The organism is Paenibacillus plantiphilus (assembly GCF_927798095.1).
GTDB lineage: Bacteria > Bacillota > Bacilli > Paenibacillales > Paenibacillaceae > Paenibacillus_Z > Paenibacillus_Z plantiphilus.
In genome coordinates, this window is sequence record NZ_CAKMMF010000014.1 from 46,735 (window position 1) to 73,393 (window position 26,659).

Here is a 26,659-nt window from a genome sequence, read left to right on the forward strand (position 1 = left end):
TTACAGCCCCGCTGGGTGCGCCAAGATTGACTGCGTTGGCGCTGTAACGCAAAAAAAAACCGCCCTTGAAAGGTGCGGCTGCATAGTTCCTTCAATAATCAAGGAGGATAGTTTACTCTGGTACTCTGGTACTCTGTGTTAATCTGTTACTCTATGACTCTATGTCTCTATATCTCTATATCTCTATGACTCTATGTCTCTATGTCTCTATGTCTCTATGTCTCTATGTCTCTATGTCTCTATGTCTCTATGACTCTACGACTCTATGTCTCTATTATTCTATGACTCTGCGAATCTGTCGCTCTATGACTCGGTCTACCGTCGAATAACGAATCGAACGCATCGGCCAACATTCACCTAATGACTCGTTCCAGCTCTATATTGGCAAAGGTATGCTCTGAGCATTCCACGTCTCCGTGAATGGTTGTAATTGTCGTAAACCCGGAATGGAGCCAAAATCGGATTCCAGGCCAATTCTTTAGCGCGACATTCAGCCGGATCGCCCGATAATTCAAGCGTGTCAATTCGCTGGTCAAACCCTTAATGACCTCTGCCGCATAGCCTTGCCTCTGGCAGCTCCTATCGATATACATGAATGCTATGTATGTAATGTCATCATTGGGAAACCCATGATAGATTGTGAAATATCCGACAATACGACCATCTTCAAGCCGTTTAATCGTTTGCATCCTATAATTCTCTTTCTTCCCGTTAGGCGGCAGTTCACCCTCAGCCAGACATTTCATAATATAATCGGGTTTCCGCTCAATATTGCCGTCCCATTCCCCCAAATACTGACTTGATTCATATAACTGTTGTACCTGTAGAACGAGCTCTGCTGTTAAATCCTCCATATGCAGACGTTCCGTCTTCCAGCTCGATGGCAATGGCTCGAACATCGAATTACCCCCTACACTAATCTTCTCTCTAAAATAGCACACTCACTCCTATCCCCTATCCCGAAGGGAGCAGCGCACATTAAAGTTAAATTATACCACACTTCCTTCCACCTATTCTCCGCCTTTCCTATAATCTCCCTGGATCATCTCAACATCTCCGTCGAAGGTGACCGATATCGCCTTGGAGGTGAATAGATCGGGACCATCCGATACCTGAAAATGCAGATGGGGCTCGCTCGAATTACCAGAATTGCCGCATAAGCCAATCTCCTGCCCTTTCTTGACGCGCTCCCCCTTCTTCACCTTCACGGACCCTTGTTGCAAATGTGCCAAATAACTAAACTCCCCATTTCCATGATCAATGACCACATAATTGCCGGCAGGCTGACTGCTGTTCATCGTACCTACTGGTTCATTATCAGCGATGTCATTCACAGCTATCACGACCTTCCCATCCCCTGGAGCAAGCATAGCCTGTCCGAAAGCATAATAGCTTTCATTAAGAGCTGGATCTCCATTGAAGGAATATTCGTCCTTCGCCATTATCAAATCATACGCGTAACGCTGTCCTTCAATCGCGTAATGATAGTTATGCATCTCATTATCGCCTCCCCAGAAAACAAGCCACTCCCCTTTAAAAGGAAGCCCGTAGCTCAGCTTCGTCTTCGCCGCATCACTCTCCGGATAGGATGTTACCGGCTGGATTTGTATGCCAATGATTGTGCCTTCTTGATCATAGGAAGCAATGAGGCTTTTCGTCTCCTCCTTATTCATCCACACATAACGCTCCATACCATTCAGGGAAAGCACAGTTGGGCTCTGAAACGCTTCAATATCCTGCAAAAAAAACTCGCCCATTCCTTTGAAGTCTGCGAGAGTTACCGCCTGCTGCAATTCTTGGCTGAACTGTTCATACAATCGAGCATATTCGCCGTTCAACATCACCTGAGCGGTTTCCTCAGGTTTCACAAGTGCCGTACCGCCTGCTCCATCCCCCTGCTTCTTGCCCCCTCCCTTCTTGCCAGTTCCGGCTTCCATTTCACTCTCTCCTTTCCTTCCGGTTCCTTCCTTCACTCCACTCCCTCCATTCTTATCCGCTCCCTCATTCACTCCACTCCCTCCATTCTTGCCCGCTCCCTCATTCATTTCACTCCCTCCATTCTTATCCGCTCCCTCACTCACTTCACTCCCTCCATTCTTATCCGCTCCCTCACTTACTCCACTCCCTCCGTTCTTATCCGCTCCCTCATTCACTCCACTCCCAACAGGCTCCCTTCCTTCGCTTCCATTGCTGCCATTCTCCGCATTGCCTCCGCATGCCGTCAATGTAGCGGTCAGCAGCACGATAGCAATTCCAAGCCGCATCGCGGCGGTTTTCCCTCTCTTCACACGCATTCCTGCACCCCCATATTTGAATAGAATAAATTTGATTATAGCCCCTAAATCTTGCCTGTTATGAAACTTTAGTTTAATAGAAGCTTAATTCATTCCGATAAAATCATATAAATTAAGCTTTACTTAAGATTCTGTTTATTTGCTGTCAACTTTTACATGTTACGATGACAAAAGAAAATAACGATCACCCAGAGGTGGACTACTATGATTCATGCCAATATTCTGCTCGTTGACGATGAAGCGACCATTCTCCATATGTTGAAAACTGTGCTGCACAAAGAAGGCTTCACAGAAGTCGATACCGCAATGAGCGGAGAAGCCGCCATCACTGCCTGCGAAGCCAAGCACTATGATCTCATCGTCCTTGATGTCATGCTGCCTGGGCAAAGCGGCATCGAGGTCTGCCCCTTCCTTCGCAAAACGACGGATGCGCCAATTCTGTTCCTGACAGCCAGAACCTCCGATTTCGACAAACTGACCGGCTTTGCTGTCGGCGGGGACGACTACATAACGAAGCCCTTCAATCCGCTAGAGGTTATAGCCCGGATCAAATCCCAGCTGCGGCGTCACTTGAAACCTGCTGCGGCGGAAGCCAGAAGGGAAGCCAGAAGGGAAGCCATTCTTGATTTCGGCAGATTTCAGATCCATGAAACGTCAGGCGTTCTTACTGTAGAAGGAACGGAGTCCCATTGCCCCGCCCTCGTGTTCCAACTGCTGTTATTCCTTTGCAGAAATCCGAACCGGATTTTTAGCAAGAATGAGCTTTATGAAAGGGTATGGGGGGATGAGAGCGTCAATGACGACAATACTGTCATGGTCCATATCCACCGGATTCGGGAGCGGATTGAGGCAGACCCCAGCAAGCCGGAATATCTAGTGAATGTCAGAGGGCTCGGCTACAAGCTGATCCGCAAAGGAGATGCCAGATGAGCATTAAGCGTCGGCTGACGATCCGATATATCCTTCAACTAGCACTGGCCGGCTTGTTCATCCTTATTCTCGCTTTCATAACGATCGTCTGGATGCTTACGAAGCTGACTGATATTGAGATGAAACGGGATTTTGCCTCCGTCGGCTTATCCAAGCTCATATCCACCTCCACCACAACGCCTGAAGGAATTCAATTCGATCCCGAATTGCTGGAAACGGTGAGATCCTCCGGAAGCTGGCTGCAGACGATGGATGAACGGGGACGGATAACAAGGAGCTATTTTACGCCTGACGATGTGCCGACCGCTTACGCGCCTGGCGAATTAATCGACTACTGGAACGGCGTCAAGCCATTCCCCTACAGGCTGTCGCTATGGATTCAAGAGAAGGATGGCCTCAACTATACATTGATCTATGGGACCCGCTCTAAAGCATACAGTCTGCTGCAGGAAATAGTGAGACATTCTGAAACAAGCAGCCCTGCCGGAGCTAATGAGGAGCCCGTTCTGAAGCTGCCAGACCCGTTGGCCGCAGAGCTCGATCATGCCGGCGCATGGCTGCAGCTGCTTGCTCCTGATGGAGCGGAGGTCGCTTCATACAACAAGCCAGACAACACGCTTTCCCACTATACCGTCCAGGAGCTGGCAATGCGCAGCCATTACAAGGATAACTACGGTGTGGAGCTGGCCTCTCATTACGAGCCGGAGACGGGTCAGACATGGGTACTGAATATCCCTGAAGCTGACGGAGCCCCTTTGGCAGCACCTAAATTGCTATTTTCCCCTGAGCTGAAGGTGCTTCTGACCGGATTGGCCGTGCTGCTGTCCTCCTCATTCATCGTGTTCCTTCTTTTGTCGCTATGGTACGGCCATCGGTTCGGCGCCCCTGTTCTGTATATGCTGAATTGGATTCGAGCATTGGGACAGGGCAATTACGAGGAACCCAAAGATCGTAAAGGGATGAGTCCAAGCCGCAATAAGAAGAATGTCCGGAATAGACGGTTTAGAGTCTATACGGATGTGTTGGATTCGCTGGAATCCCTATCGAACACGCTTCGCAGAGATGAGGAGCATCGCCGCATCGCAGATCGAACAAGAGAAGAATGGATCGCAGGGGTTACACATGATCTCAAGACTCCGCTCTCCTCCATCATGGGCTATGCCCATATGCTGCAAGCGGAATCCTACAGCTGGTCAGATACAGAGGTCCGGCAATTCGCGCATACGATGACCGAGAAATCCACCTATATGGACGGCCTCATTAACGACCTTAGTCTGACGTACCGTCTTCGCAACGGTGATATCCCTTGCGAGAACGAGCAGGTGGAGATGAATGCTTATTTGCAGGAAATGGTGAAGCGTGCTGCGTCCAACCCTGCATATGGCGGCGATAGAATCATTTGCCATACCAGTGATCATCCGTTTTTCGCCTCTATTCATCCGGCATGGTTTGAGAGAGTCGTGGAGAATCTCGTGGCGAACGCGCTCCTTCATAATCCTGCTGACACCCGTCTAACAGTCTCCCTTCACACGAGCTTCACCGAAAGGATGACTGTTGAATTCCGTGACAACGGGAACGGGATGGATGCCGAAACGGCTGGCATGTTGTTTGAGCGCTACTATCGCGGCACTAGCACCGATATTTCGCCCATGGGCAGCGGTCTTGGAATGGCCATTACCAAGGAGCTCGTACAGGCGATGGGAGGTAGAATCGAAGTGAAGACGGCTCCCGGCGAGGGAACCAGCATATCCCTGATTTGGGATTGATACTCCGACCATGGTCCAGTATGAAACAAGTCTCAGGCCCGAATTCTTCCTGGCATGGAACCTATACGATAAATAAAGACAAATGATGTGGAACAATCGATAAGGAGGTGCAAGCTGACGTTATGACTACAGCAGCATTGTGTGAACGTCTGGAGATGGAAGCAGGATCTCAGCTTGATTACGAAGCATTAATATCGCCCCACCTGAGCACGCTGCGCAAATACTGCTCCTATCTTACGCAATCCAAGTGGGACGAGGAGGATCTCGTGCAGGACACGCTCTACAAATCCTACGTCTATTATTTGCGCAATCCCTATATGAAGGACACCAAGTCATTCCTGCTCTGCATTGCCCGCAATACCTGGATTGATCAATACCGGCGCAAGAAAAGCCAGCAATCTTCTGCTGCACTCTGGCATGAGCCCGTCACATATATCGATTCCGACTATGCCGAAGTCATTAGCACGCTGGAGTGGCTGTCGGAGCGGCTTCCAGAACGAAATATTCGAATGTGGCTGCTTGCAGAATACTTTGACTACGCCATGCAAGAGATTGCCGACGATATGAATACTACGCTGCCGACAGTAAAATCTGTGCTTTTCCGCACTCGCGAGCTGTTGCGGGGCAATAGAAAGCCCAGACGCCAGAAGGTCGTTCAGCTTAATGTAGAGAAATGGTGCACGGCGGTCATGCGGGAACGCCCGCAGGACTTGCTGCGAAGCGGCCATCAGGCGTGAATCCTGTTAGCACAGGCAGATGAAATCAAGATTCAGTAGAAGCAGAACGGGAGGATAACCGATTGAAAGCATTAATCAGCTTTTCCATGAGCAAAGTAGCAGCCATGCTTATTATCATTGCTATTTTATTCGGAGGCGGCCTATACTCAGGAAGCTCGCTCAAGACCGAGAATATGCCTGATGTATCGTTTCCAATTATTATAATTACGACCCCTTATCAAGCTTCACCGCAGGATGTTATGAACCTTGTCACCAAGCCGATCGAGGATAAGATCGCCAACATCGCGGACCTTGATATGATCTCATCCGCCTCAAGTGACAACATGTCCACCGTCATCGTGCAATTCAAGCAGGACGGTGTCGATATCGACAAGAAGAAGCAGGATCTCGATAGTCTCATGCAGGAGGTCTTCCTGCCCTCCAAGTCTGGAAGACCTAAAGTGTCCACACTCGGATATGCATCGATTCCAGCCTACTATCTTTCGGTTAATGCCGAGAATGACATGACACAATCCGAGCTGGACAGAATTTACGAGGAAGAGCTAAAGCCTCGTTTCGAAGCGATTAACGGCATTGACCATATCGATTCCATCGGAAGCCGTACCTCATCACTGGATATCCAGCTTGATGCCGATGCCCTAATTCCTTATGACATGACACTTCCATACATAGCAGAAGCGATACAAGCCGCTCTGCAGAACGGTTCCATCGGAACGGTCAAGCTCGACGGCAACACCCAAATTGTCCGTGTCAAGGGCGATCTGGATAGCATTTATAATTTAGAGAATATGGAAATTACCGCACCGAGCGGACAAGTGCTTCTCCTGAAAGACGTGTCCCGAATTACAATGATCAGCGACTCCGCGTTTATCGCTCGTATGGACAGCATGCCGGCTATCGGCGTCCATCTCTATAAGTCAAGCGCCGCCAACGCAGTCGAGTTCTCGAATGAGACGAATGCATTGATCGCACAGTGGGAGCAGCAATATCCTGATGTCCAGATCAATAAAGTGTTCGACAGCGCAGATGAAGTGAACGAGTCCATCAGCGGCCTGCTTCAGGAAGGCTTCATCGGTGTCGCGCTGGCATCATTGATGATCCTCCTGTTTCTGCGCAACGTGCGGATGACGATCATTGTTCTGGTATCGATCCCTCTCTCCATCCTCATTACATTAATGATGATGCATGCGATGAATATTACCCTGAACATTATGTCACTGGGCGGTATGTTTATCGCAGTCGGACGGATTGTAGATGACAGCATCGTCGTTATCGAGAGCATCTACACCAATCTGCAAAAAGCGCAAAAGCGCAACGAATCCGTTATTCTGCTCGCCACCAAGCAGGTAGCAATGGCCATAAGCTCCTCTACCTTCGTAACAGCCGGCGTGTTTCTGCCGATCGCCTTCGTAAGCGGCATTATCGGGGGCTTCTTCCGCCCGTTTGCCCTGACAGTAGCCTGTGCGCTGCTGGCTTCCTTGCTCGTCGCACTAACCGTCATTCCAATGCTTGCCAAGCTGATGGTGCTTCGCGGCTGGAAGTCGGACCATTCACATGAGCTTAACGATGGCAAAATAGTGACCTTCTATGAGCGCATTCTCAAGTGGTGCCTGTCTCACAGAATAAAAACAATGCTGCTCTCGACCGTTATGCTCATTGCGACGATCGTACTAACGATACCGAATCTGGCCGTCACCTTCCTGCCCGACGGGCAAGTGACAAGACAAATGAACTACTCCATTAAGCTTCCGTATGAAACACCGTTCGATAGCACGAATCAGCTGGCTCAAGACATCGAAGCCAAGATGGCTGCCGCCAAAGGCGCCGACGGCAAGCCGTTATTTACCTTCGTAGAAGCATTGGTCGGCTACGACTGGAGTTCAGAACGCGTTCCGTTCGCCATCGAGATTATAACCGAGGTGCAAGAGAATGGCGACCCTGCAGCTGTGCAAGAGCAGTATCAGACCCTCATCGCCGCCGATCTGCCTGCTGGCTCCAAAGTAATACCGGGCTCGCTCGCTGGCGGCAGCGGATACAGCGGAACCGACTTCTCCTACGTACTGTATGGCAGCGACCAGCAGGCCATTGAACAGGCCGCTCTCTTAGTTGAAGAGAAGCTGAAGGAGTTCCCGGAAATCAAGAGCGTGAAGACCAGCCTTGGGGATGCCAAGACAGAGCTGCAAATTGCAGTCAATGGTTCTGCTGCCAGAGTGTACGGCTTAAGTGCCGAGCACATCCAGGCAACTGTAGGCGGATGGATCGCCAGACACGAGCTTGGCGATCTGCGATTCGACAATGTCGTATACAAGACGAAGATCGAGCTCGCTCCGGAAGACAAGGAAACGATCGATTCATTGGGCCAGCTTCCGATCAAGACACCTGCTGGCGGAACCGTGTACCTGAACGAGGTTGCCAAGCTGAGTAAGGTGCTGGCCCCGCTTGCTCTGGAACGGGAACGTCAGAAGCAGATGGTGAAAGTGACCGCATCCATCGATTCCCCAGACAAAGCAGCGATCAGCGCCAACGTATCTGCGGCTCTGGACAAGCTCGATCTTCCTTCTGGCGTAACAACTGAGGTGAAAGGCGTTAGCGAAGATATTAACGAGGGCTTCGGCCAATTGTTCGCCGCCATGGCGGTTGCTATCGCCATCGTATATTTAATCATGGTACTGTCCTTCGGCAACGCGGGCACGCCATTCGCAATTCTGTTCTCCTTGCCGCTTGCCGTTATCGGCGGATTGCTTGGCTTGCTTGTCACTGGAGAATCCATCAATATAACCTCACTCATCGGCTTTATGATGCTGATCGGGATTGTCGTTACCAACGCAATTGTCCTTCTGGATTACGCGCAGCAGCTGAGAAAAGAGGGCTATACAGCAAGAGAAGCGCTGATCGAAGCAGGTAAAATCCGGCTGCGTCCGATTATTATGACAGCAGGGGCGACCATCGCGGCGATGATCCCGCTAGCACTCGGCTTCTCCCACGGCACCCTAATCTCCAAAGGATTGGCTGTTGTCGTTATCGGCGGACTAATTACGTCTACGCTGCTCACTCTCGTAGTCGTTCCAGTCGTATACGAATGGATTGAGGCATTCAAGGAAAGATTCGCCAGAATAATCAACCGCGACAAAACCAGACCAACTGAAACAACCATGAAGCTGTAAATCATGAATGGAGGATATATCGAATGATAAAGAAGCCATTGCACCATACAAACAAACGCTTTAAATTACGAACATTGAGCCTTCTGCTCGCGCTCACCGTACTGGCGGCAGGCTGCTCGCAGGCTGCCGAGACACCAGCTGCAGATGCTGAAGCAACAGCCGCGGCGGCGAAGCCCGCTATCAAAGTAGAGGCAATAAGCAAGCATAGCATGGGTGAGCCGCGCGTAGGAATCGCCGAGGTCAACGCATCCGTTAAGCTTGATTTGACAGCCAAAACATCTGGGACAGTCGTAGCCCTGCTCAAGAAAAGCGGCTCACTGGTCAAGAAGGGGGACATAATTGCCCGCTTGGATAGTCGCAATGCCCAGTTGGAGAAGGAAAGAGCGCTCTTGGCGCTAGATAGCGCAAGGAATACGAAGGCCAGCGCTGCTGCCGAATTCAAAGCGAATCGCCAGAAGATGGTGAACAGCATCAAGCAGCTGGAGGATCAATTGAAGCAGCAGGTACGACAAGAGGAAAGCGTTACGGAAGAAACCCGGCGCAATCTGGATATCGCCAAGCAGCAGCTGAAGGATTTGGACAATACCAATCCCGTCATCTCCCACGATTCGTCAGTCGAGTCAGCCAGGCTGTCACTGGAGACGGCAGAGCTCGCACTGGAGCAATATAACATTGTCGCACCGGCAAGCGGACTGCTCGCAGACTTGAAGCTGCAGGTAGGTGCCGATGTATCCCCTGGCGCTGTCATCGGCTCCGTGCACAATATGGAGAAGGTCAACCTTCGGGCTAATTTGACCGCCAATGCCGCCAATCTGACACGAAACAAATCGGAGATCGTCTATTACAATTCCAGCAATGAGGCTGCGAAGAGCAAAGCTCAAATTATGCATATCGGCGTTCTGCCTGATCCGAATACGAGATTGTACGCACTGGAGATGGAAGCCGACAATAAGGACGGCCTCCTGCAGCCTGGCTCCAGAGTGCATATCCAGCTTACGACACCGGATGAAGAAACCGTCATCGCCATTCCGTCAATCAGCATTATCCGCGAGAGCAATGAAACGTATGTTTACATCCTTGATGGCAGCAAGGCAGTCAAGAGGAACCTGACATTGGGACGGATCAACGATACGTTCCAAGAGGTATTGACCGGGCTGAGGGTCGGTGAGAAGCTCGTCGTCACAGGCCAGCAGACGCTCAAGGACGGCCAAACGCTGGAGGCATCGCAACTGCAATAGCGCTGCCCCAGGCTCTGCCGTGCGCATCGAGTGATTCACTGCTGCAGCAGCATGGTTCTGCAACTGCGTGCTGTGCTGTTAGCAGCATCCAAAGATGGAGCTGTGCTCCGCAAGAAAGCCTCCAGCCACCCGTCGAGGTGGAATGGAGGCTTTCTAATTTTAATTGCTTGAAACCGGAATAGTTAGAAGCGGAAGTGAACCGTTCTGCAGCCGCACCTATTCCAGCTTTCTATTAGCATCCAGAAGTGTCTGCCCTTCACGCTGCAATGTGGCGATCAGCTCATCTATCGAGCGTTCTCCCTTGACTGCAGCAGCTACTTCCGTATTCACAAGCTCCCTGAACGTTCCATATACTTCATCTCAACCAGCACCTCGCTCACCATAATTCAACAGGTATTCATCAAGCTTGGCTTGCAGATCTGATAGAGCGTCATCTATCGTCTTCGAGCCATCGATAACCGCATTCAACTGCTCCTTGGAAAGCTTGAAAAATTCGTCACGAGCAATGCCATAATATTTGTCCGACACAACCTGTATTTCAGATAAAACATGTGCAGGATCTGCCTTCATACCGTAGAAGCCCCTCCACTTCTCCTCTGGCAGTGATTTCATTGAAGAGGGATTTGCCGCTAAACTGGCATCAAAAGGTTGATTGTCCGTTATTCGATCATTTTTGACCGCCATTTCCTCACCTACAATAAATCGAAGCAATTCCCAAGCCGCTTCAGCATTCTGCGATTTGGCATTGATCGCATAGACAAATCCTGTGCCCAGATAGTTCGATTGATTCGTTGCTGCCGGGTCAATCTCATATGGGATAGTAATCCAATCGAGCGATGTGCCGCCCTCCCTTGACTCATAGAGGCTCAAATCCCTGTAGTAAGCTCCATCGCCAATGGTCATAGCCGTTTTTCCATTGGCAAACAGCTCTTGTGCAAATATCTGATTATGCGTTACTGATCCCGCGTTCCAATTAATCGGAGGCGACTCCCCCAGCCAGCCATCCTTGTAGCCATCAGCAACCTGCTGCCATACTTCCTTCCAACTCTTGGAGTTGAGGGAAGCCGTCAATCTGTTTTTCTCCAGCGTGAGCGTCTTTAAACCGTTGGATTGCCCAATAAAGGCTGTAAATTGAGACAATCCACGGTTTGTAAAACCGCTGCCCGTTGCCATACCGTATACACCTGTTCCTTTGAACCTTGCAGCTGTATCAAGAATTTCATCCAACGAATCTCCTTCTTCAGGAAGCGGAATACCATGTTCTTCGAATAGTTTTCTGTTCACGAACAACGCAGTAGACGAGTAACCCGCTGTAAATCCATACAGCTCCCCATCTCCCGCAAGGCGGATCAGATCCACTAAAGGCGGATAATAGGAATCCAGATCAATGTCATGCTTCTTGAACAATGCATCCAAACCCTTCAACTTCCCTTCCGCAGCAAGGATAGTAAACTGCTTAAGGGGAAGCATGTACAGATCAATAGTCTGATCCGATTTCTCCATGTACGCCTTAAACTTATCAGGCTCGTACAGCGTTGTCATTTCCAAACCAAGCAGATTAATCGTGACAGAAGGATGGCGGATAATGAACGGCTTCTTGAATGGATCGAAATTAAGATCCAACATCGTCTGGACGGTTAACGTTATATCCTTATCCGCGAACGGATCATTCAACAGCTCAGCCAGTGCATCCTCCGGTTTCTCTGTAAGATTCAGCATTTCCTTCAAGTCATCGCGGAACCACCAGCCGCTGCCTAGTATTATAATCACCGTCATTAGTGCTGCAACAGTGCGCACAGCCGTACTGCTCTTTCTTTTACTCATGCGAATAGGTTCCCTCACTTTATGTTCAAGGTTTGAGGTGCCGTTCCAAGCCGTCTGTCACACCTTACACAAATAGACGATGCAGACTTCCAATAGTTCCCTAATTTTTCACCCGCCTCTTTTGTGTATCGCAAGAAAGCCTCCAGCCACCCGTCGAGGTGGAATGGAGGCTTTCTTCATAATTACGCCTGATGCGATGTCGCATGTATGATCTGCTACTCGGGTTTTTTATTGACCTCCAACAGCGACTGTCCCTCCTTCTGCAATGTGGCGATCAGCTCATCTATCGAGCGTTCTCCCTTGACTGCAGCAGCTACCTCCGTATTCATAAGCTCCCTGAATGATTCCATAAACTTCATCTCATTAATGATGCTTTTGGCATCAGAGGGTTTAATAATGGGATTTATCTCAAACAATTGCTTCATGACAGGATCAGTGGAAACGTTCAAGTATGATTTGTTGGTGGAGACCCCTTCATTAGTCCCCAGCTTGGTCCGAACTTTAACCATATGATCGCTGGTCAGGAAACGCATCACATTCCATGCCATCTCGGAATTTTCCGCCTCGGCTCCGATAGCCATAGCCGTAAAGACATACATGTGAGCGCTTCTTTGGCGGTCAGAAGAGCTGACAGGAGGAGCTACATAACCGACGATGTCCCCATTGTCCAATTGTGGAGGGTAAGCGCCATAATAAGCAACCGTCATAGCCGCCTCTCCCTTGCTGTATAAATCCAGTAATGTGGATGTATTCTCGTCGAAATAGGTCACACCATCAACTACTTTCCCTTTCACCTCCACCATTGACAAGGTCCCGAATTGATAAAGCTGAACCACCTTCTCAATGAGATGCCGCCATAACGGGGTCTCCATTGTCATTTGACCTGTCGCGTAATTGACAAACCGAATGCCTTCCGCTGACCCGAATTTATCAAGCACATCGAGCGGCATATTCAAATACGCCTGATGGACTCCGAGCACGCCATCCTTCCCTCCGCCCGCAGAAACAAACCGGCTTCCAAGCTCGTATACCTCTTCCAGTGACATGCCTCCCGTTGGCGGGTCGACGCCATACTCCTTGAACAAGCTCTCATTATAGAACAGAACCGTTGGCTCAAATATCGATGAAAGCCCATATAGCTTCCCATCCGCATTGCGCTTCATCAATTCCGTCATACCCGTATAGAAGTCATCCTCCTTCATTCCGCTACCTGTCATCAGAGTTGACAAATCCAGAAGCAGCCCTTCCGTTGCAAGGCTCCTGTACTGAAAATCATTCGTTAGAATGAGATCCGGCTTTTCCTTCTTTATTTTCTCCGTATACTCCGCAACACTCAGATATGTTCCGGGTTCGGGATTCATTTCGACCAGTTCAACCTTAAGCGCGGGAAAAGCCGCTTCAATATAATCCGCGTATTTATAATTGTAATAATTCTCCGAATCGACGGCAATTCTCAGAACTTTCTCATCGGCAGCCTCTTCGGTATTTGACGTGCAGCCCGCCGCCATAACAGCAAGCATAAGAAAGGACAGCAGCATGGCCAGCGGTCTTCTGTATCTATTCATCAGCCGCAGCACCTCGCTCATTGTAATTCGTCAGGAGCTCATCGGCCTTGGCTTGCAAATCCGACAAAGCTTCCTCCACCGTCTTCGAGCCGTCAATGACCGCTTGCATTTGTTCCCTGGCAAAGGCATAAATTTCAGATTGGGGAGTGAATTTCGTCACGTCCATCATCAGCTTCGATTCAGACAGCACCTGTGCGGGATCAGCCTTCATGCCGTAGAAGCCCCTCCACTGCTCCTCCAACCGGGAGCTCATGGCAGAAGGATTCGCAGCCAATCCGGGGTAAAGCGTTTCCCCCAATTTCCGATTGTTTTTGGACGCCATTTCCTCTCCCACGATAAACCGGAGCAATTCCCATGCCGCTTCAACATTCTGAGACTTGGCATCAATCGCATATACAAACGGCAAGCTCAAATATTGCGCTTGATTCGTTGCTGCTGGATCAATCTTGTATGGAATTGTAATCCAGTCCATCGGTTCTTTGTTGGACGATGACCCATAGAGGGTCAAATCGCTATAATATTCGCCATCGCCAAAGATCATGGCTGATTTGCCGTTCGCAAACATCTCATGCGCTACAATCTGCATAAAAGACGCGGACGCTCCATTACGGAGAGGCGAGATTGATTCCCCGAGCCAGCCCTCCTTATAGCCTTCGGAAACCTGCTGCCACACTTCCTTCCAACCTTTAGTATTCGCAGAAATTGACATGGTGTTGCCCTCTTCCGAGAACAGCTTTAAACCGTTGGATTGACCAATAAACGTTGCAAAGCCGAACAAGCCGCTCCGCTCTCTGGTGCCATTGCCAGTTAACATCCCGTACACACCCGTTCCTTTGAACCTTGCGGCTGTATCCATAATTTCATCTATGGAATCTCCTTCCTCGGGAAGCGGAATACCATGCTCTTCGAACAGCTTTCTATTCACAAACAACGCATTCGAGGAGTACCCCGACGGAAACCCGTACAGCTCCCCATCCCCTGCAAGATGCATCAGTTCCGTCAACGGCTCATAATAAGAATCCAGGTCAATGTTGTGCTTCTTGAACAATGCGCCAATCCCCAGAAATTTTCCTTCCGCAGCAAGGGCGGCAAATTGCCCGAAGGGGAGCATGTACAGATCAATATTTTGGCCTGGTTTCTCAATAGCCTCCCTGAATTTCTCAGGTTTATAAAACGTCGGCATTTCGATTCCAAGCTCGTTAATCGTGACCGTAGGATGGCGGATTATGAAAGGCTTCTTAAAGAAATCGACAGGGTACATCATCGTCTGTACCGTCAGCTCAATCTCCCTATCTCCAAGCGGATCATTCAACAGCTCAGCCATCGCATCCTTGGGGGGCTTCTCTGCCGGATTCAGCATTTCCTTCAAGTCATCGCGGAACCACCAGCCGCTGCCTAGTATAATAACAATGCTCATCAACGCTGCAACAGCGCGAAAAGCCGATCCCTTCTTCTGTTGTCTCATACGAATTCGTTCCCTCACTTTATGTTCAAGGTCTGAGGTGAACCCATTGTTAACAGGAGGCTTGCCAGCAAGCTGACGCTCCCATTTGTTGACCGGTTCCTTCATGTCCATTCTTCCTCCTCGGTTATACTCGCTTCCTCCATCAGCTTGCGGTTAACCGCAGCTCTTGCACGATGGAGTCGCGACTTCGCCGTGCCGACCGACACTTGAAGCGTTTCCGCCAATTCACTCATCGAGAGTCCATAGTGACTGCACAGCAGCAGCGCCTCACGCAGCTTGCGGGGCAGCTCGAATACAATCGCCCAAACCTGCTGTGTCATCAGCCTGTCGATCGATTCCTGCTCTGCTGAAGGATGAGATGTCGTCTCCTGCCTGAAGGGCATGAGCGTCACTCTGCGGATCCATGCCGACCGCAGCACGTCGCGCGCCGTATTGCGGGTAATGGCCAGCAGCCATGTTTTGACCGAAGATTTGCCCCGGAAGCTGTATAAATGCTCATATGCCTTAATGAATACATCCTGGGCGATATCGTCTGCCAGCTCTCTTCGATGCGTTAAGAAGTAGGCGAAGTTCCAGACATCCTTTCCGTAAGCCCGCATGAGCTCATCCAGCACAGCGTTACGGTCCAAGCCGTCTGTCACATGTTTCAAGTAATCGAACTGCAAGATATTCACCTCACACAAATAGACGATTCAGACTTCCAATGGTTCCCTGATTCCGGTATCGTTTATTTACGATATACATTTTTTTGTTTTTTTACTAGATTAGCGCAACTTTATGGGAAAAGTAAGGGTCTAACCTCATATACAGACCAAGGAGGACTGACACAACGCATGAGAAAAAAAGTGATCATTATGCCCTTGCTTATTTGTTTATGGGGCGGCTCCATGATTTATGCAGCTACAGAAGGCCAGAAGATAGCCCTCACTATCAATGGCATTGGACTCGGAGAACGAGGAGTTGTCGTCGACGGCACTGCATACCTGCCCGTTCGCGATGTTGCCAATTCCCAGCAATCCATCATCCAATGGGATGAGTCCGGCAAGAAAATCAGCATCTTCAAGCCCAACGTCCATTTAATACTGCTGCAGGACCAGAAGATGTTCGGCAATGTCGATAGAAACAAGCAGCTCAACTTCCATGTACTGGTACAAGTCGATAACCTCAAGACCGAAATCTCAGATATTAAAGTGACGATAACCGATCCGATGAACCGAGAGGAATTAATCCACGCCAAGAGTGTACAGGAGAAGAAAGAGGATTTCTGGTTTCTATCCAAGGAGCACAAATATAATTTCGGTGTAGGCGTATATAAAGTACGCTGCTATATGAAGTCTGGCTCTTCCAATGAATGGTCCCTGGTGTCTGAAAAGCAGATTACAACAATATAACCTCCAGAATGCAAGGCTGCACAGTCTGGAGGTTATTTGAAGTTTCCTTATTATTAATGGACGCTCATCCCTGAAGGAGAAGGCTGCTTGCTCGCATGCTCTGGCGCCTTATACTTGAAGATAGGCAGCAGGAGCAGCATGCCAAGGAACATGAGTCCGCCGGCAATTGAATAGATTGTCACGAGCGGCAATACGGTTTTGATAGGGCCAGCTGCAGCCATCGTAACAACCATCATCCCTACAAACATCGGACTCAATACGCCATTCACTCGCCCTACGATGGACTCCTCCGACCATTGCAGCATCATCGTGCTGATAGCAACCTGGATGATTGGGAAGAACAGCCCGCTCGCGAATTGCAGGACGAGCGTAAGCATAACATTCGTCGAATAACCGATTCCAACCGAACAGAGCGCGCCCGCAAGCATTCCGATTGCAAGCATCTTCTGCGGAGACAGCTTCTTCGCCACCAGCATGACGGAGGCTCCTCCGATCAGCATGGCGATGCCGTTAATCATAAGCATGAATTGCAGGAACTCCTTGGGCTTGCCCAGCCGCTCTGTCACAATAAACAGTCCCAGCGTCTGCATGATACCGACAGCCAGACCTGCAAGGGCAAATACGCCGCATAGCGTACGGAGCACCGGACTGCGCCAGACATAGCGGAACCCTTCAGCAATCTCGCGTCTCAAATGACGTTCCTTGGCATCCACTTTCTCAACAGGGGCATCCTTCGGCAGTCGCACCAGCACAAGCGCAGATAGCAGAAACGCAACACCCATGACCGCTATGGACACATGGATATCGAAATTATTGTACACGATAACACCAAGACTTGGACCAAGCACCATAAATATTGCGACCAGCGTCTGAAAGATGGCCATTGCGCTTTGCAGCTGTGCTGGCGGGATATGCTGCTTGAACAGCTTCATTACCGACGGCTGCGAGAACTGGGATAGAATCGCGGAGACAAAGGTTGCGAAATATACCGCCTCCCATGTTTCGAACATTATCGTCAGCAATACGACAAATACAGAAACGGCTGACAGGATATCACACCATATCATCGTTAATTTCGGACGCCATCGATCCGCAAAGGTCCCCCCAATGAATGAAAAGACAAAGATCGGCGCAAATTCTGCAACCGATATGAGCGATACTGCAATCGGATCATCACCGGTTTTGTCCGTTACATACAGCAGGATCGCAAAGTTGCGCACCCATATGCCGATTTGGAGCAATACGTTGGATAGTAGTACCGTTTGAAAAAAACGGTTGCGCAGCAGTTGACCATTCGTGTTCGACTCGGTCGCTGCGACATGCGTAGACATTGTTGAAACAACTCCTTATGATTATACAAATTAATAAGCGTGTCGAGGGAGCTTATATGGCCCTGATTATTGCTGTCTTGGCCTGCGGTTGTAACCGCCGTCAGGTTCGTAGGGCTGAAGCTTCTCCAACCACTTCTGCTCCAGCTTGCGCAGCTCATCCCTGTAAGATTGTACCACATTCCGTCGAACCCCGTCAGAGCCCGGCAGCAAAATATCTTTGTAATCATTGCGAACCTCATCGCCAAGCTTAAGCGCTTCAAGCTCCTCGTACTCGAACTTCGCCAGCTCACTGCTGTTCCAATCCGTTTGCAGCGCCTTGTTCGCATGCGAGCCCATAGTCAATGTGAACTGTTCACGCTGCCAAGCCGAATCCAGTGTCGATGTGGATGCTACATATCGTTTCCCATTATTTAAATTTGTAATAGCGAATACACCCATTCTTCGTTTCTTCATTCCATACTCATTCTGCAGCTCTTTACGTCTATTCATAACCTATAGATCCTCCTTCTATTGTAACGACGCTATACGTTAAGCCAGTATGCGCTCCCGTCGCTTTCTCTCCCAAGAAAGCCGTAATCGATCAAATATCGACGCAAGGTGACATATTCCTCAGCCATGAATCGAATCAGAATTTCATTAACCTCAGTTTCCTTATACTTGCGCCCCTTCTTGAACCTTGTCGCAATATGACGCAGCAAGGCTGCCTTCCGTTTCTGCTTGCGGGGAAATCCGGTTAGCGGCCCATCCAGCCCATGCGGAAGATACTTGGCAAGCATTGCGGCATATTCATCCTGTGTTAGCGAATAACGCTCATCCACCTGTGGAGCTGCACGATGAACGGGAACCAATCGCTCACCGCTCGGCGTAGCATCCTCCAGCAGCTCCATTACTGTGAGAAAAAGCTTGGCCTGCTTCGCCTTCTCCTTCAGCGCGAATCGATGATTTCTGATCGTAGACGCGCTTCCCGCTCCCGTAAGCTTAACCGTATCTGCGTCGGTCATGCCAGAAGCAAAGGCTCCAACGAGCTGTTTCTGCAAATCAGTTAGACCCGTCGCCTTCTTATCCAATGCCAGCAAATAATCGAGCATAGAGCCATGTGCTTCGCTCACATGATGACGAGCATATTTATGCGCCTCCAAATAACGATTACCCGCAGCATAGACGACTCCTTCCTCGAACTGCTCCCCACAAACAAGGCAGGTGTAGCCTTCCACTGCATGATCATATATAAACCCTTGCTTCAGCTCAGCAATTGATGCGCTATAAAAGTGTTCGGACACATCCACAACCAAACACCTCCGTCATTTATTTGATAATATATAGACATATTATCATGATGTTTGGTTTTTATCAATGAGGAGTGTTCGAATAAACTAGATAAAATAAATAATATCTATAAAATACATTTAACAGCAAGAGGACAGACAAAGGTGTCACCCTGGCCCGTCCTCTTCCAGTCATTGCTTGATCTCCTACAATCGAGAGCAACATTTACTCCCAGCACTCAAATGACATCTTCCCTTCGATCCTTTGGAAGAAAGAACGCTAGTAAACCAATCAAAGGCAGCAAGCTCGCATCATTCATCACTTCTACGATTCCCCACAGATCGGCAGCCTTGCCAATAACCAGCCCGCCGATTGCTCCCATGCCGAAGGCGAGTCCCGTGATCAGACCCGATGCCATTCCCACATTGCCTGGCAGAAGCTCCTGCGCATATACGACACTTACTGAGAAGCCAGACAGCAGAATAAACCCTAATACAAAGATAACAGGATAGACCATGGCAAGCGGCAGATGCGGCAGCAACAGTGCGAATGGAACGGCGCCGCCAATCGAGAACAGAATCATATTTTTCCGGCCAAATCGGTCTGCAAGCACACCGCCGAAGAAGGTGCCCAGCACTCCAGCCGCCATGAACAGGAAGATCGGGATCTGGGCAGCCCGCATCGACAGCCCATATTTGTTCTCCAGAAAGAATTGGTAGAACGTAGCGATGCCGGAGAAATACCATGAACGAGCGAATACGATAAATAGCAGGAGCACAAGCGCGAAGATAATGATGGACCGTTCACGGCTGACACCTTTTGCATCCGTCTTCGGTGCGCGTTTCACTGGTTTCCCGTGCTGTGCCAGCTGTTTGCGATACCAAGGAACAACCCACAGCAGGATGATAATTGCAGCTGCTGCAAGCAGTGTCCCCCATATTGCCCCAGGCTGGCCAAGCGGCACGAAGATGAAGATCGTCATCAGCGGAGCAAGCGAGCTGCCTGCATTGCCCCCTACCTGATAGATGGACTGCGCCAATCCCCGTTTGCCGCCTGCTGCAAAGTACACGACGCGGGAGCCTTCCGGATGAAAAATCGCCGAGCCAAATCCAATGAAGACAACCGCTAGAATAACGAGCCAGAAAGATGGAGCCATGGCCAGACCAACCATACCAATCAGGCTGAGCGCCATGCCAATAGGCAGCATCCACGGCGAGGGCCGTTTGTCTGAATAATAGCCAACCATAGGCTGCATGACTGAAGAAGTCATATTAAGCGCGAATGCGACAAGTCCGATTTGGCTGAACGTCAGGTTCAGCGATTTCTCAAGGATAGGGAATAATGCGGCCACTGCAGCTTGCATCGTATCATTCAACATATGCACAGAGCTGATTGCAAACAAAATGGAATAGGTGGCTCCTGCCTGAAGTGCCGTCGATCGTGATGAAGCCATCGTTGACATTGTGTGAACCAACCTCCTCCAGCAATTTTTATGAGCAGCAAAAAAACCGCATCCGTGTGCAACGGAAACGGTTGACCGTTTGAGTCGCTAACAATCTGACGTCATCAAAAGAAGCTGAACAGATGCATGGAGTAGAACAGAAGCGTCTTGCCCCATTTCTTCTTCATGAAATCCTTGGCGCGGTGAATGCGTGATTTGACCGTATTAACAGGAATATTGTTCGCCCGGCTAATATCCTCCATCGACATCTCCAGCACATACCGTTGATGGACGATGCTCTTATACTTCGTTGGCAGCTTCTCAATCATCTCCGCCATCTTATCGGTGAATTCACGTTCAATCACTTCTCCCTCGGGAGTTGGCGCTTGATTAGGGATAACATCGTGAAGCGACAGATTCTGATCGGAATGCGCCAGTACAGGCTGATCCAATTGCAGTGCAGGCGCCTTTCTGCGGCGCAGCAAATCCAGACATATATTTTTACCGATATGAAAAATCCACGGAGAAAACCGTTTATTCTCATCGAACCGGTTCAGATTCAAGTATACCTTCAGAAACGTTTCCTGCACGACATCCTCGCACTCCGTCTTGCTTCTTAGAATACGATGCGCCATATTATATATCTTATCCTTATATAATTCCACGAGCTTGTTAAAAGCCAGCTGATCGCCCTGTCTCGACAACATTACCAGTTGTGCTTCGTTCATCGCCATTCTCCTTCGCCGTTCGTCATCAACATCTACCTTCTATTATAACAGGAAAAAAAAGAAACGCACCTATATAAGGTTACGTTTCATCACCATCTGCGTTTGCTATCTTGATTGGAGCTCTCACTGTCTCCAGAGAGACGGCTCATTGCATCGGAATATGCACGGACGATATTCTGAATCGCCAGAAACTCTTCATCGGACGGATTAATCCCATCCATGAACATACGCTGAAGAATCTCGGAATAAAGCGTCTTTCTGCGGCCTAGCAGTTCCAGCTCCATCTGATGAATCGTCTCCAAGGAATGCTCCTGGATAAAATCCGATATCTCATCCTGCGGCTGATATCTTCTGCGATCGCCACGATCACCGCTATCTATAGTGGGAGCTGCAGCCTGACCCAAATCAACTGAGGAACGAACAGACGAGAGCGTTATATGTTGTTTAGCCAGCATCATATGAAAGGTTTTGTTCTGCAGCAAATCAGTCACAACGAGTCTGCACATATCGCGGTTCTGAAGCAATATGCCTTGGAACGGATGAAGAATCCAATCTCCTTCTCTTAGAAACAGGTTGAACGTCAACCATTCTCCGCCATACTGATAACGAAGATTAATCGTATTCTCATCAATGATCTCAAATTCAAAATCCAGCATATTCTGACCTCCAACCCGTTTGAAGAGCGCTATCCTCTTATATTAAAACAGATTGGACAAAAAAGGAATAGTCGTGCTTCTATTGCTGCATAATTGCGCTAGCCTTCTCATAGCTCGCCACCAGAATAAGAACGATTATTAGACCGGCAGCCGATAAAGCACCAACCAAAGGGACCACCCCATTCCAATAAAATTAATCTATTGTATGGTGCGGCAGCCTGTTGTATGCTACTAGACTAGCCTCTATTCAGCCTCGCTAGTCCAGCAAAGAACTAGTCTCGTTCGAAGCAGAAGCCTTGTTCAGCGCTTCCTTCGAGCCTGGCTCAAGCCCCAGGCGACCCTTCAGCTCTGTATTGATTTTCGTCATATGCGTTGTATATTCCGTTGCATTCTGAATGATCTTGCGATTGGACTGCTCGTACAGGTCCATTGCAGCTGTCAAATCGCCAATCGCTTGATTAATCGCCTCCATCGACATCGATGGCTTGGAGAGCAGATCAGTCGTCGTCTCCGTCGTCTGGCGAAGCAAGCGGGCGTTCTCCGTAAATTGATCCTGAAGTGTTTTGTTCGCGGAATTAACGGCATTAATCGTCTCGACCTGATCCTGCAGCGCCAGCGAGATCATTGCAGATACCGTAATCAGATGCTGCGTTTTATCGATCGTGCCGTCAACCGCATCAATCAGCTTATCATTATTGTCATTAATAATATCGGAGGCAGCGATGGCTTGATGGTACAGCATAATCATCTCTGTCATCGACTGAATGCGCGTTACAACCTTGCGAAGCCCGCGTTCGAGATGCGTCTTGCGCTGTGGATCAGATTTAGCAATTTCCTGCTCAAACATGTCCTTGAGCTTGTTGCCAAGCACGATGCGCTGTTGAAGATTATAGATCTCATCAACCGACATTTTCTTCAAATTTTTCATGTATACAATATTCTCGACGAGCGTATCCTTACCGTGACGCAGCGAGTTCGTTATCGCTTCGACATTCGTTTTGACGGATTGATATTTGTAGATGTAATTTTTGATGGGGCTCTTGCGCAGCAGCTTCTCGAAGAAACCAAGCTGCTTGCTCTGGCTCAGGCTCTCCACTTCATTCCGAAGCTTGAGTATACTGCCCGACACCTCGGAGCGCTTGCCAGACATCAGTTCAGAAACAGGACGCTCCAGCATCTTGAGCGATTGGCCGGCCTTCTCCTGCGTCCTTTGCCCAAGCTTGCCAATCTCATCCATGAGACTGTCGAGTTGGAACGTATCTTCTGTGGCTGATACTTTAGTGAGCAGATCATTTGCTTCCTTCTCAACTTTCACAAGATCATTTTCCTTCAGCTGAATCTGTTGTGTTGACATGACTTCCCCTCCTATATGTTGTTGGATAACTGACCTCGTTACTTCCGCCTAAGCAGCGAGTGGAGATCGACTCACAAGTCTAAGACTTCAGCTCAAAGGATCTAAAACTGCCTCGTACTGTAACGCTGATGAATAATATCCGCTTTTGTCTGCAGCTCCACCAGATCCTTTTGCTCAAGTGTTTCGACATAGGCATTGATCTTGGATCTGATATCCTTCAGACCATCAAGCAGAAGACGGCGGTTCTGGCGCTTCATCTCGCCGCTAAGCTTCAGGAATGGCGTGACAAACCCATTCAAATCCCTAAGTACCAGCCGTTTCATATTGTGATTAATATCGGCATTGTCCAGCTCGACCAGCTGTGGAAAGATACGGTGTATACGCGCAAGCAGCGATAGCGTCTTCTCTACAATCTCATCGTCGAGATTGTTCTTCTGCCCCTCGGATATGACCATCTCCTCGATCAATACGATATATTCCATCGTCTCGCGCATTCCATCATCCATAGGCGGATCAGAGTGCTGCCGTTGCAGCTGTTGTGATTGCTGTGATTGTTGTGATTGCTGTGATTGCTGTTGTGATTGCTGTTGTGATTGCTGCCGCTGCTGCGATCCGGATGGGGGGCCCAAATTGATTGGCGCAGACGACGTCGAGACCGGAACTGCTGTCGGCATTGGCTCACCGGAAGGCAAAGTTGAAGCTGGCGATGAAGGAGGCAGGCCGCTCTCTTTTCGTTTGGAACGAATCGCTCCGGCTACCAAAGCAATCATCGGAATCGCCATCGTAATATAAGATGGAAAAACATTATAGAACACGAGTCCAATGAGATAACCAATCAATCCATACAACAATATGCTTCTTGTTCGAAATTGCATAAGCATTACCTCCCCACTGCAACAAATTCGATTATATCTATTATACCTTGATACTTTGCTTCATCATACGCTGTTTATCTGTTTATCTTCTATGAGGCAAATACGACCAGATTTACCTGCTTAAAGCCGAGCTGCTCCACGATTCGAACGAGCGAGTCAATACGTTCCTGACGCATCTCTCGCTCGATAAAGATAAATAAGTCATCATACATCCCATCCTGCACATTGTACAAATAGTTGATGACACCGGGATCATCCAGGGAAGGATAAGCAAACGCAGTTTGAATCGCATATCCCTCACTAGGAACCGGATGGACCGGGCTTCTAGTTGTCGATTGATAATAGACGCCTTCGCCCATCATAGCGGCAATCCGCATCGGCAGGAACATGAATTCACCAGTACCGAGACATAGCGTACGCGCACCCTTCCTCTCCAGCTTGAGAATCCCGGCCGTGGCCGCGCAACTCTCCTCTAATTTCTGATTGTCTTCCTGCTGAAGTCCAAATCTCCCTGTACCCATTACATAAGGCAATTCGTTGGAATCACCATCTGGAATAAGAGAGGTCGCATTCATATGCCCGAATTGTGCAGCTACAGATACATGCTTAATTACAGTAGCAACAGAAGATGAGACTGGCGCCGGCGGCGTTTCATTCTCTGGAAGAACTGGTACTCCACGCACTTCAATCGTTCCTTCCAGAAGAGAGAGACAAGGAATCTCAATATCCAGCTCACGTTCAAGCTCCTCGAACTTCGCTCTGTCGGCAGTTGATCTCCAATCAAGCAGACTCGCCACAACATAGGTTTTTCTTGGGAATCTGGCATGAAGCTCCCTAATGATATTTAGCGCTGTCTTCCCTGTTGTCATCTCGTCATCAACAAGTACAATCGGCGTATTACCGTCGAAGAATTGCGAATCAGCTGCATAACAGCGATGGGAGGTTGCGTGAGAATGCTCCTCTTCAAAGCTGATCACGGACTGAAGCTCCGCTATCATTTCCCGTGTCGTATGCAGAAACCTCGCCGGACCTGCAAACAGGTCGTACATGCTGTGCCCCAGAGCAGTTGCCGTCTCTGCAAATCCGATAAAGGTCGTCGGCTCATCCAGCACAATTGGCGCTGTCTTCAAACGGCGATATACGTCCCCTGCCGTCTCAGGCTCAGTAAAGGCCTGCACAATTTCCCCCATGCTTACCTCGGACTTCTGACCGAGCAGCTCCGCATATAGAATTCCCAGCGCTGCTCCAGCGAGCAGCGACACATGCGGATGAACAGGAATATGCTTGCCCAGCACTTTGCTGACGAACAGAAAGCTTCGCTTCTTATTGATTCGCGCCGCCATCTTGAACAGCGTATCCAACGGCAGGTCAAAAGGATTGCGCTGTACCGTTATCGACACTTCCAGATTGCCGGCAATGTTATACGTATACTTCTTCTGATTGTGTGAGAAGGCTTGTGAAGTTATGCTGTTCATGTAACACCCCGTATATTTTTGAGCGGATCACAATCCGCCTGGCCCAATTTAAATGTGGTTTGATCTCATTCATCTTGTTCGAATACTGACTCTTAAGTACACCAAGAAATCCATTGTTATTCGCAAGAATCGTCGTTGCATCCATATATTCCTCGTGCGTCACGGCATAAAGGCACTGGACAGGCTTAATATGGGTAGGATGAATGATCGTCTTCCCGATAATGCCGTTCTCTTTGTCCAGAACGACCTCACGAAGCAGTCCATCCATATAGCCGTTAATAAACTCCTTGCGCACCTTGCGTCCAATCGAACCCATCGTTTCTTTGAAGGGCGACTCCCGCAGCTGGGATTTGAACACACGATCACTCTTGAAATATTCCCATACCGGCCCCGAAATAACTTGGCCATCCGGCATTCTGCCGAATAAATTAACGATGTCCGCCATGCAATCCCGAATAGGTCCAATATCATAGATGGTCATATCCGCGCTGCGCCTCAGGCCGAATAAGCTTGAGAAATCGGTTGCTCCTATCCGGACATTCAATACACAATCGGAGTAAAGATCCAGAACCGACTTAATTTCCAGCAAAGCTTTTAATCGCGACTCTTTGAAAATAACATCAGAGGTTTCTAATATCGGCATTCCGTATAAGACCGGACGATTATTGGCTTGGTTACGGTTATAATGATCGATGATTTCAAAATAGCTCACCCCGCTGTGTGCGGAAAATTTAGGAAACACAAATCCGGTAATCAGCTCAAGACTCTCTTCCAGCTTGTCCATAACACGCTGCAGTTGCTCTGACGTTCGCACACGAATAAATATAAGCGGCAATTGATGCAAACTCATTAATCCGTTCTCAATATAGGAAGCAATTCGAAATAACTGCTGTACCAGTGAATCTTCCGCTATATCAATCTGATAATCTCCAATAGCATCTTCAAGATCAATGACCATAGAGACAAGTCCCTCAATCTTGCCCATCAGAAGATCCTCGGCAATGGTCTGACGGGTCGCGGGCATGTATAAGGCTGCGCCTACTGCATGAGCCAGCATTTCCTTCTCTGAGTTGTTGTCAAAAGACATCGGAGATAAATGAAACAAATTTTTCTCTTCCTCAGCTGTCAAATAGTTAAAATATCGCAGATAGGTTCGCCT

At 49.0% G+C, this 26,659-nt stretch carries 22 protein-coding genes; 6 read left to right on the plus strand and 16 right to left on the minus strand.

The genetic code is table 11. From position 1 onward, the window contains the following. Positions 1–353: 353 nt before the first annotated feature. Complete coding sequence (locus L6H65_RS13600) at positions 354–899, minus strand: GNAT family N-acetyltransferase (RefSeq protein ID WP_236343086.1); 546 nt, start codon at positions 897–899, stop codon at positions 354–356. A 111-nt stretch (positions 900–1,010) separates the two neighbouring features. Beyond that, entirely contained in the window at positions 1,011–2,294 is a 1,284-nt protein-coding gene (locus tag L6H65_RS26590; protein WP_290370426.1) for a M23 family metallopeptidase, read from the minus strand. Between the two features lie 204 nt (positions 2,295–2,498). On the opposite strand from L6H65_RS26590, the gene L6H65_RS13610 reads away from it, so the two are divergent. From L6H65_RS13610 to L6H65_RS13630, 5 genes are all read left to right on the plus strand, one after another. After that, positions 2,499–3,224: a response regulator transcription factor gene (locus L6H65_RS13610; RefSeq protein WP_236343087.1), complete on the plus strand. Its 726-nt coding sequence runs from the start codon at positions 2,499–2,501 to the stop codon at positions 3,222–3,224. Continuing rightward, positions 3,221–4,990, plus strand: a complete 1,770-nt coding sequence (locus L6H65_RS13615) for a sensor histidine kinase (RefSeq protein WP_236343088.1) — start codon at positions 3,221–3,223, stop codon at positions 4,988–4,990. The genes L6H65_RS13610 and L6H65_RS13615 overlap by 4 nt, the downstream gene beginning before the upstream one ends. A gap of 122 nt (positions 4,991–5,112) precedes the next feature. Beyond that, the gene (locus tag L6H65_RS13620) at positions 5,113–5,727 is read left to right on the plus strand and encodes an RNA polymerase sigma factor (RefSeq protein WP_236343089.1); all 615 of its coding nucleotides are present in this window, start codon (positions 5,113–5,115) and stop codon (positions 5,725–5,727) included. A gap of 62 nt (positions 5,728–5,789) precedes the next feature. Next, positions 5,790–8,891 carry an efflux RND transporter permease subunit gene (locus L6H65_RS13625; RefSeq protein WP_236343090.1) on the plus strand — a complete coding sequence of 1,034 codons (3,102 nt, stop codon included), beginning with the start codon at positions 5,790–5,792 and terminating at the stop codon, positions 8,889–8,891. A gap of 23 nt (positions 8,892–8,914) precedes the next feature. Beyond that, a complete protein-coding gene (locus tag L6H65_RS13630; RefSeq protein WP_236343091.1) occupies positions 8,915–10,129 on the plus strand; it encodes an efflux RND transporter periplasmic adaptor subunit in 1,215 nt (404 codons plus the stop codon). A 360-nt stretch (positions 10,130–10,489) separates the two neighbouring features. Here the strand turns inward: L6H65_RS13630 and L6H65_RS13635 are convergent, their stop codons facing one another. From L6H65_RS13635 to L6H65_RS13650, 4 genes are all read right to left on the minus strand, one after another. Beyond that, positions 10,490–11,953, minus strand: a complete 1,464-nt coding sequence (locus tag L6H65_RS13635) for an ABC transporter substrate-binding protein (protein ID WP_236343092.1) — start codon at positions 11,951–11,953, stop codon at positions 10,490–10,492. A gap of 215 nt (positions 11,954–12,168) precedes the next feature. Beyond that, positions 12,169–13,518 (minus strand): ABC transporter substrate-binding protein, encoded by a 1,350-nt coding sequence (locus L6H65_RS13640; RefSeq protein ID WP_236343093.1) that lies wholly within the window; start codon positions 13,516–13,518, stop codon positions 12,169–12,171. Continuing rightward, positions 13,511–15,088 carry an ABC transporter substrate-binding protein gene (locus L6H65_RS13645; protein ID WP_236343094.1) on the minus strand — a complete coding sequence of 526 codons (1,578 nt, stop codon included), beginning with the start codon at positions 15,086–15,088 and terminating at the stop codon, positions 13,511–13,513. The genes L6H65_RS13640 and L6H65_RS13645 overlap by 8 nt, the downstream gene beginning before the upstream one ends. Further along, positions 15,085–15,648, minus strand: coding sequence for an RNA polymerase sigma factor (locus L6H65_RS13650; RefSeq protein ID WP_236343095.1), 564 nt, complete (start codon positions 15,646–15,648; stop codon positions 15,085–15,087). Before L6H65_RS13650 ends, L6H65_RS13645 begins: the two co-directional genes overlap by 4 nt. A 168-nt stretch (positions 15,649–15,816) precedes the next feature. Here L6H65_RS13650 and L6H65_RS13655 point away from each other — a divergent pair, with 168 nt between their 5' ends. Next, positions 15,817–16,374, plus strand: coding sequence for a stalk domain-containing protein (locus L6H65_RS13655; RefSeq protein ID WP_236343096.1), 558 nt, complete (start codon positions 15,817–15,819; stop codon positions 16,372–16,374). Positions 16,375–16,427: 53 nt separating this feature from the next. On the opposite strand, the gene L6H65_RS13660 is transcribed toward L6H65_RS13655, so the two are convergent. The 10 genes from L6H65_RS13660 to L6H65_RS13705 all read right to left on the minus strand — a co-directional run bounded on the left by L6H65_RS13660 (position 16,428) and on the right by L6H65_RS13705 (position 26,587). Then, positions 16,428–17,705, minus strand: a complete 1,278-nt coding sequence (locus L6H65_RS13660; protein WP_236343097.1) for an MFS transporter — start codon at positions 17,703–17,705, stop codon at positions 16,428–16,430. 66 nt (positions 17,706–17,771) lie between these two features. Then, positions 17,772–18,194 carry a GIY-YIG nuclease family protein gene (locus tag L6H65_RS13665; protein ID WP_236343098.1) on the minus strand — a complete coding sequence of 141 codons (423 nt, stop codon included), beginning with the start codon at positions 18,192–18,194 and terminating at the stop codon, positions 17,772–17,774. A 32-nt stretch (positions 18,195–18,226) separates the two neighbouring features. Then, complete coding sequence (locus L6H65_RS13670) at positions 18,227–18,997, minus strand: DUF2087 domain-containing protein (protein ID WP_236343099.1); 771 nt, start codon at positions 18,995–18,997, stop codon at positions 18,227–18,229. A 212-nt stretch (positions 18,998–19,209) separates the two neighbouring features. Further along, positions 19,210–20,433 carry an MFS transporter gene (locus tag L6H65_RS13675; RefSeq protein ID WP_236343100.1) on the minus strand — a complete coding sequence of 408 codons (1,224 nt, stop codon included), beginning with the start codon at positions 20,431–20,433 and terminating at the stop codon, positions 19,210–19,212. 104 nt (positions 20,434–20,537) lie between these two features. Further along, positions 20,538–21,140: a sigma-70 family RNA polymerase sigma factor gene (locus tag L6H65_RS13680; RefSeq protein WP_236343101.1), complete on the minus strand. Its 603-nt coding sequence runs from the start codon at positions 21,138–21,140 to the stop codon at positions 20,538–20,540. Positions 21,141–21,229: 89 nt separating this feature from the next. Continuing rightward, positions 21,230–21,796: a hypothetical protein gene (locus L6H65_RS13685; protein WP_236343102.1), complete on the minus strand. Its 567-nt coding sequence runs from the start codon at positions 21,794–21,796 to the stop codon at positions 21,230–21,232. 256 nt (positions 21,797–22,052) lie between these two features. Then, the gene (locus tag L6H65_RS13690; protein WP_236343103.1) at positions 22,053–23,150 is read right to left on the minus strand and encodes a toxic anion resistance protein; all 1,098 of its coding nucleotides are present in this window, start codon (positions 23,148–23,150) and stop codon (positions 22,053–22,055) included. 101 nt (positions 23,151–23,251) lie between these two features. Beyond that, positions 23,252–24,025, minus strand: coding sequence for a hypothetical protein (locus L6H65_RS13695; RefSeq protein ID WP_236343104.1), 774 nt, complete (start codon positions 24,023–24,025; stop codon positions 23,252–23,254). Between the two features lie 89 nt (positions 24,026–24,114). Next, positions 24,115–25,500, minus strand: coding sequence for a phosphoribosyltransferase family protein (locus L6H65_RS13700; RefSeq protein ID WP_307728345.1), 1,386 nt, complete (start codon positions 25,498–25,500; stop codon positions 24,115–24,117). After that, positions 25,445–26,587, minus strand: a complete 1,143-nt coding sequence (locus L6H65_RS13705; RefSeq protein ID WP_236343169.1) for an HpcH/HpaI aldolase/citrate lyase family protein — start codon at positions 26,585–26,587, stop codon at positions 25,445–25,447. The genes L6H65_RS13700 and L6H65_RS13705 overlap by 56 nt, the downstream gene beginning before the upstream one ends. Between the last annotated feature and the right edge of the window lie 72 nt (positions 26,588–26,659).

Bases quoted from the DNA above. Each gene is read 5' to 3' on its own strand.
- L6H65_RS13695 (WP_236343104.1), bottom strand. From the start codon at position 24,025: ATGCAATTTCGAACAAGAAGCATATTGTTGTATGGATTGATTGGTTAT.
- L6H65_RS13675 (WP_236343100.1), bottom strand. From the start codon at position 20,433: ATGTCAACGATGGCTTCATCACGATCGACGGCACTTCAGGCAGGAGCC.
- L6H65_RS13635 (WP_236343092.1), bottom strand. From the start codon at position 11,953: ATGAGTAAAAGAAAGAGCAGTACGGCTGTGCGCACTGTTGCAGCACTA.
- L6H65_RS13660 (WP_236343097.1), bottom strand. From the start codon at position 17,705: ATGTCTACGCATGTCGCAGCGACCGAGTCGAACACGAATGGTCAACTG.
- L6H65_RS13680 (WP_236343101.1), bottom strand. From the start codon at position 21,140: ATGAACGAAGCACAACTGGTAATGTTGTCGAGACAGGGCGATCAGCTG.
- L6H65_RS13665 (WP_236343098.1), bottom strand. From the start codon at position 18,194: ATGAATAGACGTAAAGAGCTGCAGAATGAGTATGGAATGAAGAAACGA.
- L6H65_RS13630 (WP_236343091.1), top strand. From the start codon at position 8,915: ATGATAAAGAAGCCATTGCACCATACAAACAAACGCTTTAAATTACGA.
- L6H65_RS13615 (WP_236343088.1), top strand. From the start codon at position 3,221: ATGAGCATTAAGCGTCGGCTGACGATCCGATATATCCTTCAACTAGCA.
- L6H65_RS13600 (WP_236343086.1), bottom strand. From the start codon at position 899: ATGTTCGAGCCATTGCCATCGAGCTGGAAGACGGAACGTCTGCATATG.
- L6H65_RS13655 (WP_236343096.1), top strand. From the start codon at position 15,817: ATGAGAAAAAAAGTGATCATTATGCCCTTGCTTATTTGTTTATGGGGC.
- L6H65_RS26590 (WP_290370426.1), bottom strand. From the start codon at position 2,294: ATGCGTGTGAAGAGAGGGAAAACCGCCGCGATGCGGCTTGGAATTGCT.
- L6H65_RS13645 (WP_236343094.1), bottom strand. From the start codon at position 15,088: ATGAAGGAACCGGTCAACAAATGGGAGCGTCAGCTTGCTGGCAAGCCT.
- L6H65_RS13610 (WP_236343087.1), top strand. From the start codon at position 2,499: ATGATTCATGCCAATATTCTGCTCGTTGACGATGAAGCGACCATTCTC.
- L6H65_RS13690 (WP_236343103.1), bottom strand. From the start codon at position 23,150: ATGTCAACACAACAGATTCAGCTGAAGGAAAATGATCTTGTGAAAGTT.
- L6H65_RS13705 (WP_236343169.1), bottom strand. From the start codon at position 26,587: ATGTCTTTTGACAACAACTCAGAGAAGGAAATGCTGGCTCATGCAGTA.
- L6H65_RS13700 (WP_307728345.1), bottom strand. From the start codon at position 25,500: ATGAACAGCATAACTTCACAAGCCTTCTCACACAATCAGAAGAAGTAT.
- L6H65_RS13620 (WP_236343089.1), top strand. From the start codon at position 5,113: ATGACTACAGCAGCATTGTGTGAACGTCTGGAGATGGAAGCAGGATCT.
- L6H65_RS13685 (WP_236343102.1), bottom strand. From the start codon at position 21,796: ATGCTGGATTTTGAATTTGAGATCATTGATGAGAATACGATTAATCTT.
- L6H65_RS13640 (WP_236343093.1), bottom strand. From the start codon at position 13,518: ATGAATAGATACAGAAGACCGCTGGCCATGCTGCTGTCCTTTCTTATG.